Source organism: Robiginitalea myxolifaciens, assembly GCF_900115205.1.
GTDB classification, from domain to species: Bacteria; Bacteroidota; Bacteroidia; order Flavobacteriales; family Flavobacteriaceae; genus Robiginitalea; species Robiginitalea myxolifaciens.
On sequence record NZ_FOYQ01000002.1, the window covers coordinates 533,978 to 550,276 of the forward strand.

At 49.1% G+C, this 16,299-nt stretch carries 11 protein-coding genes; 3 read left to right on the forward strand and 8 right to left on the reverse strand.

Annotation, left to right across the window (positions count from 1 at the left end; translation table 11 throughout):
• Nucleotides 1-24 precede the first annotated feature (24 nt).
• Genes BM318_RS10455 through BM318_RS10470 form a run of 4 tightly spaced genes read right to left on the reverse strand, consistent with a single transcriptional unit; the run spans nt 25 to nt 4,421 of the window.
• Complete coding sequence (locus BM318_RS10455; RefSeq protein WP_092982562.1) at nt 25-816, reverse strand: (Fe-S)-binding protein; 792 nt, start codon at nt 814-816, stop codon at nt 25-27.
• 7 nt (nt 817-823) lie between these two features.
• Nucleotides 824-2,143 carry a 4Fe-4S dicluster domain-containing protein gene (locus BM318_RS10460; protein ID WP_092982563.1) on the reverse strand — a complete coding sequence of 440 codons (1,320 nt, stop codon included), beginning with the start codon at nt 2,141-2,143 and terminating at the stop codon, nt 824-826.
• Nucleotides 2,143-3,111 carry an MlaD family protein gene (locus BM318_RS10465; protein ID WP_092982564.1) on the reverse strand — a complete coding sequence of 323 codons (969 nt, stop codon included), beginning with the start codon at nt 3,109-3,111 and terminating at the stop codon, nt 2,143-2,145. Before BM318_RS10465 ends, BM318_RS10460 begins: the two co-directional genes overlap by 1 nt.
• A 53-nt stretch (nt 3,112-3,164) precedes the next feature.
• Nucleotides 3,165-4,421: an N-acetylmuramoyl-L-alanine amidase gene (locus BM318_RS10470; protein WP_092983492.1), complete on the reverse strand. Its 1,257-nt coding sequence runs from the start codon at nt 4,419-4,421 to the stop codon at nt 3,165-3,167.
• A 218-nt stretch (nt 4,422-4,639) separates the two neighbouring features.
• Between BM318_RS10470 and BM318_RS10475 the strand changes: the two genes are divergently transcribed.
• On the forward strand, nt 4,640-7,315 hold the full coding sequence (locus BM318_RS10475) for a putative LPS assembly protein LptD (RefSeq protein WP_245759848.1): 2,676 nt from the start codon (nt 4,640-4,642) through the stop codon (nt 7,313-7,315).
• A gap of 6 nt (nt 7,316-7,321) precedes the next feature.
• Complete coding sequence (locus BM318_RS10480; protein WP_092982566.1) at nt 7,322-7,705, forward strand: RidA family protein; 384 nt, start codon at nt 7,322-7,324, stop codon at nt 7,703-7,705.
• Between the two features lie 32 nt (nt 7,706-7,737).
• Here the strand turns inward: BM318_RS10480 and BM318_RS10485 are convergent, their stop codons facing one another.
• The 4 genes from BM318_RS10485 to BM318_RS10500 all read right to left on the reverse strand — a co-directional run bounded on the left by BM318_RS10485 (nt 7,738) and on the right by BM318_RS10500 (nt 15,161).
• Complete coding sequence (locus tag BM318_RS10485) at nt 7,738-8,589, reverse strand: N-acetylglucosamine kinase (RefSeq protein WP_092982567.1); 852 nt, start codon at nt 8,587-8,589, stop codon at nt 7,738-7,740.
• Entirely contained in the window at nt 8,586-9,587 is a 1,002-nt protein-coding gene (gap, locus tag BM318_RS10490) for a type I glyceraldehyde-3-phosphate dehydrogenase (RefSeq protein ID WP_092982568.1), read from the reverse strand. Before gap ends, BM318_RS10485 begins: the two co-directional genes overlap by 4 nt.
• Before the next feature lie 16 nt (nt 9,588-9,603).
• Nucleotides 9,604-10,590 carry a 6-phosphofructokinase gene (pfkA, locus tag BM318_RS10495; protein ID WP_092982569.1) on the reverse strand — a complete coding sequence of 329 codons (987 nt, stop codon included), beginning with the start codon at nt 10,588-10,590 and terminating at the stop codon, nt 9,604-9,606.
• Nucleotides 10,591-10,733: 143 nt separating this feature from the next.
• Entirely contained in the window at nt 10,734-15,161 is a 4,428-nt protein-coding gene (locus BM318_RS10500; RefSeq protein ID WP_245759805.1) for a translocation/assembly module TamB domain-containing protein, read from the reverse strand.
• Between the two features lie 99 nt (nt 15,162-15,260).
• On the opposite strand from BM318_RS10500, the gene tsaD reads away from it, so the two are divergent.
• Nucleotides 15,261-16,295: a tRNA (adenosine(37)-N6)-threonylcarbamoyltransferase complex transferase subunit TsaD gene (gene tsaD, locus BM318_RS10505; protein ID WP_092982571.1), complete on the forward strand. Its 1,035-nt coding sequence runs from the start codon at nt 15,261-15,263 to the stop codon at nt 16,293-16,295.
• Nucleotides 16,296-16,299: the final 4 nt, after the last annotated feature.

The following is a 16,299-nucleotide window of genomic DNA, read 5'->3' on the forward strand; positions in this document are numbered from 1 at the left end:
CGCCTGTAAATAAAGAGTAAGGCCCTAAAGATCCGCGGCATCGGCCAGGAGTTCTGCCAGGTCCATTACCTTTATGGAGGCTTCTTTTTCTTTGTTTTTTATGCCGTCCGTGAGCATGGTGTTACAAAACGGACAGGCAGCTGCTACAACTTCGGGTTGTGTTTCGAGCGCTTGTTCGGTGCGCTCGATATTGACATCCTTGTTACCCGGCTCCGGCTCTTTAAACATCTGTGCTCCCCCGGCCCCGCAGCAAAGCCCTCGTTGTTTGCAACGTTTCATTTCTACCAGTTCCGCGTCCAGTTTGCGGATCACTTCCCTGGGAGCTTCATAGACCCCGTTGGCACGGCCCAGGTAGCAAGGGTCGTGATAGGTTACCCGTTTGCCGCGGAAAGTCCCCCCTTCTATCGTGAGCTTACCGGATTTCACCAAATCGGTGAGTAGCTGGGTATGGTGGAGTACCTGGTAATCCCCTCCTAATTCGGGGTATTCGTTTTTCAGGGTATTGAAACAATGCGGACAGGTTGTGACGATCCGCTTCACCCCGTACCCATTCATAACCTGGATATTCATCGCAGCCTGCATCTGGAACAGGAATTCGTTCCCCGCCCGCTTGGCCGGATCTCCGGTGCAACTCTCCTCTGTGCCGAGTACTGCAAAATTCACGCCAGCCTTTTGTAACAACTTCACAAAAGCCTTGGTAATCTTCTTGGCCCGGTCGTCAAAACTCCCGGCACATCCCACCCAAAAGAGGATTTCGGGTTCTTGTCCGGCAGCAGTCATTTCGGCCAGGGTAGGTATTTTTGTGGATGACTCCATAGTTCAATTACATTTCGTTCTGCCAGTTCAGACGATCCATTTGGTTAAAGGGCCAGGGGGCTCCATTATTTTCGATGTTACCCATCATGACATTGAGTTCCTGGGAGGCAGCCGACTGCTCCATAACGAGGTAGCGACGCATCTCCAGAATAATAGACATGGGATCAATACTCACCGGGCAAGCCTCAGTACAGGCATTACAAGTAGTACAGGCCCAAAGTTCTTCCCTGGAAATATAGCCGTCGAGCAGTACTTTCTCCTCCCCTTGAGCGGGTTTACCATCCAATTCCCGGCCTTTGGCTTCCAGCCGATCCCGCACGTCCATCATAATCTTACGGGGGGAAAGTTTTTTTCCGGTTTGGTTCGCAGGACATTCACTGGTACAGCGTCCGCATTCCGTACATGTATAGGCGTTGAGCAATTGTATCCGGCTCAAGTCCTCAACGTCCCGGGCCCCAAAAGTCTCCGGTGGAGGAGCATCTGCAGCGGGTGCCGCAAAAGGATCAGCAGAAGGATCCATCATCAGGGCCACCTCACGCTTAACAGATTCCAGGTTGGTCATTTCACCTTTGGGCTGCAACTTACCCCAATAGGTATTGGGAAAGGCCAAAAGGATGTGCAGGTGCTTGGAGTAGTAGAGATAGTTCAGGAAAAAGAGGATTCCCAGGATATGCAGCCACCAGGCGCCGCGTTCCACCAGTATCAAAGTACTTTCCGACATGCCCGACATAAATTGCGCAATCCAGCCACTCACCGGGAAAGCTCCTGCCTGAGTGTAATGGGCCGCACCCATCTCCTGAAGGCTGTAATCCGCAGCATTCATGGTCAGAAACAGACACATCAGGACCAACTCAATGTAGAGGATCCAATCGGCATCCTTTTTGGGCCATCCTTTCATTTCAGGTTTCCAGAAACGGGCCAGTTTAAGCGCATTGCGACGAAGCCAGAAGAGCACGACGGCTACAATCACCAGGAGGGCCAGGATTTCAAAGCTGCCTATGAGTACGTCGTATACCGGACCCAGGAAAGCAAAAACACGGTGCGTCCCGAAGAGCCCGTCGATGATGATCTCCAGGACTTCAATATTGATGATTACAAAGCCGACATAAACAATAACGTGGAGGATTCCGGCAATCGGACGTACAACCATTTTCTGTTGGCCGAGTGCAATGCGGGCCATTTGGCCCCATCGTGCAGCACGGCTGCCGCCAGGCTCGGTTGGCCTGCCAAGCTTAATGTTGCGTATGAGTTTGCGGATATTGCGGGTAAAGTATCCGATCCCCAGAACCAGGGCGACCAGAAACAACAGGTTGGGTAAATATGTCATCATTGAGGAGACTGGTTTTCCGCCGGATCATTCTCTGGAACCGTATATTCCTTTTGTTTCTTACCAAAAACAGAGACATTGACATAGCGCTTAGGATTCAGGCGGAAATCCTGAAGCAATAGATCCAGCTCCCGGGAAGCATTGGCCAGGTTTTCATACAAGGCCTCATCCTGCATGAGTTTCCCCATTGTGCCTTCCCCCTGCTCCATTTTAGACATGACCGCATTAAGGCTTGACAGGGTAGCTTCCATATTTCGTATCGTCTCGCCGAGCCCGGCTTCGTTAAGACTATCGGAGAGTTGGGCAAGGTTGCCCGAAACCTTATTGAAGTTTTTAAGCGTACTGTCTAGCTGGCTTCGGTTCGCCACCAGCAATTCATTCAAACCATCGGCGCTTTTCTGAAAACTCGCTACCAGCTGATTCAGTCCGCGAATGCTCTGTCGCAAATTTGAACGCGTCCCCTCGTCGAGGACGTCATTAAAGTGTACCAGCAGGGAATCCGCATTGGTTACGGCACCCTCTACCTTCATCTGCAGCGGACTGAGATTCTGTTGCACCAGTTCGGTGAGTCCCGGTTGGATATTCGATGGCAGGGTGTCCCGGTTCTGGGCCATACGATCCTCGTCGAATACCGGTTTAATTTGGATGCCTTTTCCCCCGATAATTCCGGTATCGTATAATTCAGCAATACTGTTCCTTGAAAAATCGAAGCCGTCATTTACGGAAAAGGTTACAATGAGTTGCCCGCTGGCATCCTTGAAACGGATATCCTGGACCTTCCCAACGGCATAGCCATTAATGCTAACTGGCGTGCCAGGCTGAAGCCCACCGACATTGGGATAGACGGCATAGAATATCTTGGAGTCATCAAATAGCGGAGAGGCTTTCAGGTAGGTGAACCCAAGAATGAATAAAAGGATACCGCCTATGACGATTATTCCGGTCTTAATTTCTCTGGAAAGTTTCAAAAGGCAGCTTTTACGTTTCTAACAAAATTAGAAATATTTTATTCAGCGAGAAATTACTCTATCGCATCTTTCAACGGAATGCGAACACCATCCCGATACGCTACAACGTAAGCGGATGTAAATCCATTACGGACCGCCACTGCCTGTAAGGCTTGCGCCTGATCATATGAAGCCGTATCGCCATATAAAACCCGAAATAAATCCTGGTACTTTTCCTTACTCAGGGGTTTCAGGCCTTTGTAGTCGAGTGGATTCAAGCTGGGATCCCGACTAACGGCCAACAATTGAACTTTGAAAGTGATTCCGCTTGGCTGAGCTTCCTCTTTTTCGGGCTGTTTCACCTCAACAGGAGTGTCTTCCACCTGCGGTTTGTCGACAACCTCCTCAGTCTTCGCAGGAATTTCCGCGGCTGTCTCTTCTGTATTTGCAGGCGCTTTATTTACGGAAGCTTCTTTTACTGGGTCTTCCTTTTGGGGAGCTTCTTCTGCAGGAGCTTCCTTTATGGGAGCTTCATCTACCGGAGTTTCGGCAACCGCAGGAGGATCGTTATCGATGATCATAGCCGATTCCGGTAAGGCGCCGGAACGAACACTTTCGCGGTATTCGAGTATTGCACCTGCTATGGCCTGCCCCATTTCGGCCTGCCCTTTAGCCGAATTCAGGTACTTGCCCTCGTTTTTATTCGTCAGGAAGCCCGTTTCTATCAATACGCTCGGCATAAAGGTTTGGTGCAAGACGATAAATCCGGCTTGCTTTACCTTGCGATCGTTTCGTCCCAACTTCCCTGTGAATCGGTCTTGCATCAGTTTACCCAATAGGATACTTTGATCCAGGAATTCCTCCTGCATAATCGTTAATCCTATAACAGATTCGGGGGAATTGATATCGTAGTCGGCATAGCGCGTCTCGTAATTATCTTCCAGATAGATCACCGAGTTTTCTTTCTTGGCTATTTCGAAATTCTGCTTGTTGGCATGAAGTCCGAGCACAAAGGTTCCGGCGCCGTGGGCATTTGACGTGTGAGAATCGCAGTGGACCGATACGAAAAGATCGGCCTTGGCTTTGTTGGCAATCTCTCCGCGGACGTAGAGGTCAACAAAGGTGTCGTCGTCGCGGGTGTAGATGACTTTGATCCCGCCCTCACGCTCCAGGGCCTTCCCTACCTCAAGCACAATACTCAGGGCAATGTTTTTTTCCAGATACCCATTTCCCAGGTTTCCAGGGTCATGGCCGCCATGGCCAGCATCCAGTACAACAGTAAAAGGAGGCTCACCGCTATTCGGCCCGCTTTGCGACCATAGTGTCGGCATGGACCAGAGCAGGGAGGCAATGAGAAGAATGATAATCTCACTGCGCCATTTAATTTGGGGGTTTTCTTTCAATTTGGGGCGGGTTAAAATTCTTCTAATTGCTCCGGCTCGCCAATAAAAATATGTAAGTTTGACCACGGAATCCGGAGCTATTGCCTACAAAAATAGGATTTATCGTCTTGCAATCAAATAAACATCTCCTTCTTTCCCTCGGCCTGATGCTCCTTTGCCTGGTCGGATTAAGGGCTCAGGAAGACCGCTCTGTAGTCTTGCCGATTATGCCGGTTGGAGATACCCTTCAGGCGCCTGATTTTACAGTGCTCATGCAGCAGGATTCCATCAGCGAAACGGCTGTTCAGCAAGATACCCTTCCCCCTGCTTCCGGTGCTTTAACGGACCAGGTGCGCTACAAAGCAAAGGATTCGATCCGGATGAGTCAGCGCGAACAGCGTATTTATCTGTATAACGAGGCCGAAATCTATTATCAGGACATCGAGTTAAAGGCGGGAGTCATCGTTTTGGACTATGTCAAAAACGAGGTTTATGCAGGGCGCTTAAAAGACACCCTTGGCAACTATTCCCAGCTGCCATTTTTTAAGCAAGGCTCTCAGGAGGTTACCCCTGATTCCATCCGCTTTAATTTCGATACCGAAAAGGCAATAATCTGGAATTCCCGAACCGAACAACAGGCAAATGCCGGAGCCCTGGGAAGTGAGGCCATGAAAGTCTATGCCGAACGCACCAAAAAAGAGAACGACTCGGTCTATTTCATGAGCGAGGGGAAACTCACTACCTCTAAGGACACGATTAATCCGGACTACTACATCAGAATTCGCAAGGCCAAGTTTGTGCCGGGTAAGAAGGTAATCGCAGGCTACAGCAACCTTTACATCGCAGACGTCCCTACCCCTATTGCGCTACCCTTTGCTTATTTTCCGCTGGGTGTCGGACGAACGGCCGGAGTGCTGATCCCAACCTTCGGAAATGACCCCCAACGCGGGTATTTCCTTCAGAATGCGGGCTATTATCTGCCTATTAGCGACTATGTGGACCTTTCGTTTAATGGGGATATCTATACCAACGGGAGCTATGGGTTTCGGGCACAAAGTGTTTATGCAAAACGCTACGCTTTCCGGGGAAATGTGAATTTTAATTTTGAGAATCTGATTACCAGCCAGAAGGGCTTTTCCGATTATGCGAGAAATACAATCTACCGCATCCAGATCAGCCACAATCAGGATCCCAAGGCCAGTCCGAATTCGCGCTTTTCGGCCTCAGTGAATATTGCCAGCAGCCAGTTTTACCGGAATTCCCTTTTGCAACAAAACCTACCCAATACCCAGGTCAATAACCTGAATTCATCTATTTCCTATTCCAAGACCTTCCCCGCCTACCCCCGGGTAAATGTATCCCTGACCGCCACGCATAGTCAGAATACCAATACGGAAGCGGTGAACGTAACCCTGCCTACTGTGCAGGGAAGTATGGAGCGTATTTTCCCCTTTGCGAAACGGGAGGGGATCAAAAAAGGAGTCATCCAGAATATCAACCTCCAATACGATTTCAACGGGCAGAACAGTATTACCACGAATATGGACGATTTCCTCACCGGGGCCATGTTCGATAATGCCCGGCTGGGTGCCCGACACCGGATTCCCATTTCGACCAACTTTAAATTATTCAAATACATCAGTGCCACTCTGGGGGGTAGTTATGAAGATATATGGACCTGGGACACTTCCCAAAGGCGCTTCGATGAGGAGTCGCAAACTATTGTACGCGACACCATAGACGGTTTTGACCGATTCAATCAGTACAGCCTCAATGCAGGCTTGGGTACCACGCTCTACGGAACCTTTAATTTTGGCGAAGACAAGAAAATACAGGCCCTGCGACATACGATGCGCCCGAGCATAAACTATGGCTGGGCACCTTCGTTTGACCAGTTTTATGAGGAGGTTGTTAATGAGGCTACGGGCGAAGAAATATTCTACACCCGCTTTGAAAATACCCTCTTCGGCACCCCGAGGCAGACCCAGTCCAGCTCCCTTTCCTTTACGTTGGCGAATACGCTTGAAGCCAAGGTCCGTGATAAGGATTCCACGGCGACCGAACCAAAAAAGGTCATGTTCCTCAATAGCCTGAACTTAAGTACCAGTTATAATCTGGAAGCGGATTCCCTGAAACTGAGCCCGGTAAACCTTACCGGGGGTACGGACCTGTTCGACAGGAAACTCCGGGTGAACTTTGGGGCCAGCCTGGACCCTTATGCTATCGACAACAATGGCAGGCGAATCAACACCTTTAATATCGATGCCGGGGGAGGCCTGTTTCGCCTGACCAGTGCCCGGCTCAACCTTACCTATTCCCTGCGATCTTCCGATTTCCAGAACAAGGATCAGGATGGCCAGGTAGACCCGGATAATCCGTATGACGGGGATACCTATGTCGCGGCCGGAGGAGGACGTACCGATGGCCTGTTTGGATCGGCCCGTGACCTGAATCAGGGGGCTTTTGATGACCGGGATCCGGACGATGTTCAAAACCCTTCCTGGAGTTCCAAAATACCCTGGAACCTAAACCTTACCTATGCCCTGAATTACACCAACGTAAACCGGGAGGGTCGGATTTCTAATAACGTATTGATGTTTTCCGGGGATATCGAACTATCTCCCCGGTGGAAAGTCGGAATCAATTCCTCCTACGATTTTGTACTCAAAGGTTTTGGGATTACCAACCTCCGTTTCGATCGGGACCTGAAAAGTTTTAAATTGAACTTTGACTGGAGCCCGTTTGGACGCTTTGAACGCTGGTACTTCTTTATCGGAATTAAAGCCAGCATCCTCAAGGACCTCAAATGGGAGAATCGAAGCCAACCCAATAACTTCAATTAAATCAACATGAAAAAAATAATCAAAACCGAGAAGGCCCCAGCACCAATTGGCCCATATAACCAGGCTGTATTAAAAGGAAATACCCTGTTCATTTCCGGGCAAATTGCCATTGACCCGGCCAGTGGTGAGTTAATCCAGGGTTCTATATCTGAAGAAACCGAGCAAGTAATGAAAAACCTCAACGCCATCCTGAGCGAGGCGGGAATGTCCTTCGAAGATGTCGTGAAGACCACGATTTTCTTAAAGGATATGCATCAGTTTTCCGAAGTCAATACCGTGTATGGCTCTCGATTTGAAGCTGAGAATGCCCCAGCTCGGGAAACCGTGGAAGTCGGAAACCTACCCGCGTTCGTAAACGTGGAAATTTCCATGATCGCGATACGCGATTGATCGCGTTTCGTAAGACTTCGGGGTGAAGCGTATTAAATCGTTTGCTTGTGGAACTCCATCAGTCCTTCGATAGGACGTTGGCGAATTACCCCCAGAATGAGGTCATTGCGCTCTACCACTGCCGATAGTTCTTCCCGCAGGTAGTAGGCAATACTCCCGACAAAGTGAATGGGCACCTTGGTGGCCAACTCAAACTGCATGATGTGGTTGTTGATGAACTGCTGGAAGCCCTTATCGATAACGCCCTTGCAGTAAGGATGTTCCTTGTGCTCAACAATAAAGCGAGCGAAGGTTGCCAGATAGGTATTCGGGTTAGGCTTTTTGTACAGGTGCTCCTTGATTACATCCGGATCCAGGTTGTATTCCTTATCGAACAACAACGCCAGGTCCTGAGGCATCTTATGATAGTAATAATCCCGAACTAATTTGCGCCCAAAGAAATTACCGCTCCCGTCATCCATAAGGATGTATCCCAAAGAAGTAACCTTTTGAAACATCTGGTGGCCGTCGTAATAACTGCAATTGGAACCGGTTCCCAGAATACAGACGATCCCCTGGCTACCTATTTTTGTGGTGGAATAAATCGCTGCATAGGTATCCTCCTTTACCTCGATTTTGGCATTAGGGAAAAAGCCGGAAAAAATCTCGCGAAGCCAGCGACGCATGCGTTCCGTTCCACATCCAGCACCGTAAAAGTGAACGCGCTCCACTTTTGAAGCGTTCTTGGCCAATTCAAAGTTATTGGCCAGGCGCTCTTCAATAACCTCACGGCTCAAAACTTCGGGGCTAAGCCCCAAAGTCTGAGTCATGAAAAGTTGATCGCCTTTGGAATCCAGCGCGATCCAATCGGCTTTGGTTGCCCCGCTATCGGTTATGAGAATCATAGGCTGTTTACGTGCAGCGCCAGGTCGACCAGTTTGTTGGAATAACCCGCCTCATTGTCATACCAGGATACCACTTTAAAGAATTTGCTATTCAATTCAATTCCGGCACCAGCGTCGAAAATACTGGTACGGGCATCGCCAACGAAATCCTGAGAAACAACGGCCTCCTCAGTGTACCCCAGAATTCCTTTCAAGGGACCTTCAGCAGCTGCCTTCATGGTTTTCTTGATATCCTCATACGAGGTCTCTTTTTCCAGACGCACGGTAAGGTCTACAACGGAAACGTCCGCAGTAGGAACCCGAAATGCCATCCCGGTGAGTTTCCCTTCAAGAGCCGGGATTACTTTGGTAACCGCCTTGGCTGCTCCGGTAGAAGCTGGAATAATGTTGAGCATCGCACTGCGCCCACCTCGGTAGTCTTTCTTGGAAGGTCCGTCTACAGTAAGCTGGGTAGCTGTAGTAGCGTGAACAGTAGTCATCAATCCTTCTTCGATTCCATAGGTGTCATTCAGGACTTTGGCCAGAGGGGCCAGACAGTTAGTAGTACAACTTGCGTTGGATACAATGGTATCAGAAGCTTTTACATCCTGGTGATTCACCCCCATTACGAACATAGGAGCGTCTTTGGAAGGAGCGGAGATTACGACTTTCTTGGCACCTCCATCGATGTGCTTCTGGGCCATATCCAGGGTAGTGAAAATTCCGGTACACTCCGCAACGATTTCAGCCCCCACTGCATCCCACTGCAATTGGGAGGGATCGCGCTCAGCAGTAATGCGAATGGTTTTACCATTAACTACCAGGTTTCCATCCTTTACATCCACAGTTCCATTGAAGCGTCCATGAACGGAGTCATACTTCAACAAATACGCCAGATGCTCTACATCCAGCAAGTCGTTAATTGCAACGACATCTACGTTGTCCCGTTCCACGGTTGCGCGGAAAACCAGGCGTCCGATTCGTCCAAATCCATTAATACCAATTTGCAATGCTGCCATTTTTTCTGTGTTTAAATTATACGGTCATGATATCGGATACCCGAATGAGTTCCCTATCAATTTTTGTGTGTCCCTTGATGGCCTCTTCGATGGGCGTCAGGGTCATTTCATTGTCAATAATGCCAACCATGAGGTTGGTTTTGCCACTGAGGAGCGCCTCTACGGCTACTACCCCCATTCGACTGGCTAAAACCCGATCGTATGCAGTAGGACATCCGCCTCGTTGCATGTGTCCGAGTACTGAAACCCGAACATCATAAATAGGCAGGTGCTCCTCCACATATTCCTTGAGTTCAAATACATTTTTACCGGTCTTATCTCCTTCTGCTACAATCACAATACTGGAGGATTTACCGGATTTCTTACTTCGCTTCAGGGAATCCAAAAGGCGTTCAAGCCCCAGGTTTTCCTCAGGGATCAGGATTTCTTCAGCTCCGGCGGCTACCCCTGCATTCAGGGCGATGTGGCCTACATCCCTTCCCATTACTTCAATAAAGAACAGGCGGTTATGAGAACTTGCGGTATCCCGGATTTTATCTATGGCTTCCACAACGGTGTTGAGCGCCGTATCAAAACCAAGGGTAAAGCGGGTCCCGAAAATATCATTGTCGATAGTCCCCGGGATTCCCATTACCGGAAAATCGTATTCTTTGTTGAATATGGTGGCGCCCCGGAAACTTCCGTCTCCCCCAATCACGACAAAGCCATCGATCCCGGCATTTACGAGTTGTTGGTGCGCCTGGGCACGCCCTTCCGGCGTTCTGAATTCCTCACAACGCGCGGATTTGAGGATCGTACCCCCTTTGTTAATAATGTTATTTACGCTTCGGGCATTCATGGGAACGAAATCTCCTTCGATCATCCCCTGATAGCCACGATAAACGGCGAGACATTCAACATCCAAAAAGGCGCATGTTCTCACCACGGAGCGAATCGCGGCGTTCATTCCGGGAGAATCGCCCCCAGAGGTTAAAACCGCTATTTTTTTGATCGTCTTAGACATGCAAAAATTTGAATGGCAAAATTAACAAACTTTGACCAAATAATGAATGCCGGAAGGGCAATCTTAGCGGTCCGGGTACACGAAAACGTTTTCGTAACGATTTTCACGTTTGACTGCTAAAAATTCACATCCAAACGCGAATCCTAGAAAGGTTTTTTGTTTTTTGGGATAAATCGTATCAAACTATCCCTGGGAACCAGGCTGTCATTCGGTTGCAGAACCTGGAGGGAATCTGAAGGCACAACACGCTGATCTTCTTTCGGTTGCGTCCCGAAAATCTTTCTGAACAACTCCCCGGTCGTATTGAAGTCTACCTCATAGGACAACCCTACCCCCTGGGTGTATCCCTGGCGGTCCCCGATGATCTGTTGCATATCGTTCTGCCGGTTAAAAATCCGCATACTCAAGGTCCCCGGATCGTTGAGCAGCAGCTGCACCTCGGCATCCCCCGCAACCGCTGATTGACTCACGCCACCAACAGGAACACCAAAGCGGCCATTGAACAGGATTCGATCGGTTATCCGCGTAGAAACACTGAGCCCTACCCGGTCCTCCTGGAGGACTTCAGCGTTGGGATCGTTGTATGAGGCCTCATAGGACAAGGCTACATTCAAACGGTCTGCATTTGCCCCAAGGGCTTTGTTAAACCAGTTGGTTGTTGCCGAGCCTATCAGGCTACCCGCAAGGGCGTTTTGATTGAGTCCGCTGGTTTGGTTTACAAAGGTTCCCTGTGCCAGCAGGAACAGCGCATTGCGTTCCTTCACGGTTGGATCCTGCAATTGATATTGCAATTCGGAAGCTACAATGGAACTAGCCCCTGGAAAGGCTACGTCGAATTCTACCGTGGGTTGCTCCAATTCTCCCGTAAGGCGGACGATTACCTCTGTGGGAATACTGCGCGCGAAGCCGTTATCCAGCAAGGGGGCCGGGTTGGCATTGAGCGAGTAGACCGCTTCCATATCCAGCAAGGCATCCAAAGGCTCACCATCCCAGTTAATTCGCCCGTCAGGCTTAACCTTGAAGGTCCGGTCAATGATCCCACCGTATTTCAGGCGGTAGGTGCCTTCCGTAGCTACGAAGTCACCCCACATATTGAACTTCCCGTTGGTATTGATCTCCATGAATATCAGCCCAGCCCCTCTTCCTTTCAAGGAGCTCCCGGTTTGCTGATCGATCACGATTTCTACTTCGGCATCGGGAGTTACATCCAGGTCAAAATTGAGCTCTAATCCCTCGTATTCCCGTAACACACGGCCTTCCTCCTCTAGCCTGCGCTGATCCTTCTCGATAAAATTGATAAAACTGTAGTCGCCTACGGTCGCAATGTCGCTGATGGGTATTTTAAGGGAAGTCCCGGGTCCTGTTGCCCCCACAAAATCTATTACAAGGGCATTGGTTGGCCCCCTTATTTGCCCTTGCCCTACGGCATAGGCCTGTCCGTAATACAGTTCGTCCTCGTCGAATTCGGTGTTGAGCAATAGGAAGCGTTCCCCCTGGGTATCGACACTTAAGTCCAGATTCCAATCATCAAAAAACTGATGGCGAATGGTACCATCGAGCACCGCCCGTGTCGACATTTCGGTATCCGTTAGTCGAATATTTTGGAAATCAAAGCTCTGATTCTCCAACCGCACCCGTGATACCGGTGCAAAATCGTAATTCACATTCAGATACGGGATCGCCAGGCCCGCCCCGTTCAGCGTTAGTAAACCGGACATTTCCGGGTTACGTATATCCCCGACGATGCGCGCAGTCCCCTTGAGATCCCCGCGTATCTGATCAATTACGCCTTCCCCCAGGGCATTGAATGGATGCAAGGGGAAGTCCAGGAAACTCGCCGTTAGGTTGGCCGAGGGATATTCCCCCTGGTTCAGCACGGTGCCAATGATCGAAAAGACTTCGCGATTCTGATTGGTAATGCGGGTATTGACACTAAATTCCGTGAGGTTCTTGTTGCCGATAATCCCGATGTCCAGCTCGCCCATCGGCACGTTATTCACTCCAAAATCGCTGATATTGAGATTCCCTATCGGCAGGTAAATATCGTCTTCCTGACGCACGTTAAGCACACCATTCACCTCCCCGCTGAGTTTGAGGCTGTCGATGGCAGGGGTAATCTTATTGAGGGAAACGATTTTAAAGCGCAATTCCAGGTCCTTATAGGTGGAATCCGCGAGCTCACCGCGCAATAAAATTTCCTCGCGGGCTTCATTGTTCATGACAACCTCTTGTATCATAAGGCTGTCGAGCGTCCGGTTAATAATAACCTTGTTTCGGTCATTACCCTCCCGATTCAGTACCCAGGTATTTCCCTTGAAACTCACGTCGGATCGCTTTAGTCCAATTACGGACTTGTTCTCCTTGTTAAAGGTGTGATAGAAGTTAAGGTTGTAGCTGTCGTTGTAGGTGCTACCCCCTTTGAATTCGGTTCGGAAAAACAGGGTGTCGTTCAGGGTTGTATTGATAAGCTCAAAGTCCCTGACATCGTAGTACACCGTGCGTACATCCTGCACCGCAACATAGGTATTGAATAAGGGGTTCTTATTATCGACGCGAATATCAATGGAATCCATGGAGTTGCCGAAAGCAGCAATGGAAGGTGAGCGAAAGTTGAGTTTAAAGTCGCCGGCATCGGCATCGATATTCCCTCGAATAAAGGTATTGGGACCAAACGATACTTCCGGAAGGAATACCTCAACAATCTTGTTATAAATACTGAAATTAAAGTTCAATTCCTGCCCTGGAGAAATCTCGTAGGGTCGGTAATTGGTATAAATGCTACCGGCAGAATTCTGCAATAGCCTTCCGAGTTCCCGGGTCTTGAACTTCCCGCGCATGTAGCCGGTGATAATATCCGGAGAATTGATCTCTATGGTGCGTACGGTGTCCTGATCAAAACTGGATACAATTTGGAAATCCTCGAAGAAATAGGTGTTGTTCGCGTTTCGGAACTGCGTTTGGCTAAAGCGGATATCCCCGCTGAAATTATCGGGATCATCCCCGATTATATCCATGGCCACATCCCCTTGGAATACAGAAACAGAATCGTCTATAAAATTCAACGCAAAGAGGTTGGCGTGATCCACCGAGGCGTTGAAATTAAAGGTACTCGGGTTACTGCCAAAGTCGGCCAGCCCTTCAAAAGTAAAAATGAGATTCGGATCTTTGCTATTGAGGGAACCGTCGAATAACTGATCTTTTACTATCCCGGAAACCGATATGTCCTTATAATCGTAACCGTTGTAGGCAAGGGTATATACCTCCCCGATAATCTCTGTATTCAGGGATTCCTGGGTAAAGCCTGTCCCTTCCACATTGAGGTCAAGAGAAGTGCGTCCTAAATTCTTATCCCGGGTAAATCGGGCCAGGTCAAAGTCGATCAGGGATACGAAACCTGCATAAGTAGCCTTTTCGGCCTTATCCACATCATTCATATTCAGGTCCGCATAAGCGCTGCCTAAAGGAGAGTTAATGTTGAGCTGTGCATTTACCGAGGTTCCCGTTACTTCGGCCTGCCCGCGCAGCGTAAATTGCCCTAACCGCTGTACCGACTGCGGAACAACAGGCCCCAGAATCTCAGGCATTAAGCCGCGCAGCTGATAGTAACTGCTAGTAATGTTTCGAATTTCGCCGTTGATCACAAAGGGTTCCTCGCGATCAAAAAGGTTTTTGAACTCATAGGTCCCGCGCATCCCGGTTTGGTCACAGACCAACAATAGATCAGATACGGTTAATTCATTGAGGGTTCCCGAAAATCCGGCACTCAGGGAAGCCACCTTCCCACTACCAAAAATTGGGGCGAGGACATTTACTTCATCCAGGGAAATAGTGCTTTCATTGAATTGGGCATCGACCAGCACCTTGTTGGTAAAGTCCACCAGGTCTTCCCGCTTGTATGAAAAAGTCAGGTTCCCGTTTATCACAGAGCCCGGTGATTGCAATCGCAGTGAATCAAAACGCATTTGTTCCCTACTGTAGGAAAAATTCGTCGCCATGTCCTGCATTTCGAGTCCTCTGGGTGAACGAAATTTCAAAGCGGTTATGGCTGCGGTTACTTCGGGGCCCAAAATTGTAAAGTCATCCGCATCGATTTCCAGATTCTTGAAATCCAAAATTTTAGAAGTCTCTAAGTTTTCATCCGTCAGCAGGAATCGACTGTTGATTATGGAGATGCCGGTGGTGTTGAAATAAAATGGCGGAGTGCCGGGAGCCCGGGGTTTGCCGTCGTCGAGCTGATCTATAAAGATTCCCAGGTTTGTATCGGGAGCGTCCTTGTAGGTTTTCAGGTTCAGGTACAGCCCATCGATATCAATATCTCCGAATTCCAATTGCCCTCCGGCCAGCTCTTTAAGGTTGAGGATGGAGGTGTTGAGCTCTTTAATATGCGCCAGGGTGTCTCCCTGGTAATCCTGAATGTAGATATTTTCCAGGGCAGTGTCCCAGCTAATCAGTGAAACCCGCAACCGATCTATGCGAATGTCTGTGCCGTAGGTTTCATTAATCTCATTGGTGGCCATTTTTGCCAACCGGGTCTGTACCCCGGGCAGGGAAAGAATAACCGTCCCCAGCACGCAAATTACCAGCAGGATAAGCAGGAAGCGAACAAGTATTTTGCGGACTTTTCTGATGGGGCTTAATTTTTACCTTTGCACAACCAAATTTCGTTCCAAATGCCTGATGTGCGTGAACAACCTGTAATCCTTTCTATCGAGTCCTCCTGCGATGATACTTCCGCAGCGGTCCTCAAGGGGGCTCAGGTGCTCAGTAATATTGTAGCCACACAACAAATTCACCAGGCTTATGGCGGGGTCGTTCCCGAGTTGGCCTCCCGGGCGCATCAACAACATATCGTTCCTTTGGTGCATCAGGCGCTGGCCACAGCAAATATCGACAAAAAAAGCCTATCAGCCATAGCATTTACCCGGGGTCCGGGACTTCTTGGTTCCCTGTTGGTAGGCACTTCTTTTGCGAAATCCCTGGCGCTTTCCTTGGATATCCCGCTCATTGAAGTAAATCATATGGAAGCCCACATCCTAGCGCATTTTATTGAACGGGAAGGGTATACCCCTCCCCCTTTTCCGTTTCTGGCGGCTACCATTAGTGGTGGGCATACACAAATTGTTCGGGTAGATGGGCCTTTTCAAATGGAAGTCCTCGGGGAAACCCTGGACGATGCCATAGGAGAAGCTTTTGATAAGAGTGCCAAACTGATTGGCTTTCCGTACCCGGGCGGGCCGTTGATCGATAAACACGCACAGGCGGGTGATCCCCTGCGTTTTGAATTCCCCATTCCCAAAGTGGATGGTCTGAATTTCAGTTTCAGCGGATTAAAAACCAGTATCCTGTATTTCATCCAAAAACAACAGGAAAAAGATGCCGGGTTCGTGGAGCGCGAAAGAGATCACATTTGCGCATCCATTCAACATACCATCGTCAAAATCCTTATGCAAAAACTCGAAAAAGCGGTAGCCGAAACAGGCTTAAAACACATCGCTATAGGAGGAGGAGTGGCTGCGAATTCCGGGATCCGGGGCGCCCTAAAAGAAGCTGAGGAAAAACAGGGCTGGACTACCTACGTCCCCCCAATGGAATACTGTACCGACAACGCTGCAATGATAGGAATTGTCGGTTATTTCAAGTATCTTGAAAATCGCTTTTGCGGACTCGATGTATCGGCCAAAGCGAGGTATTCAATCGGAAAATAAACAG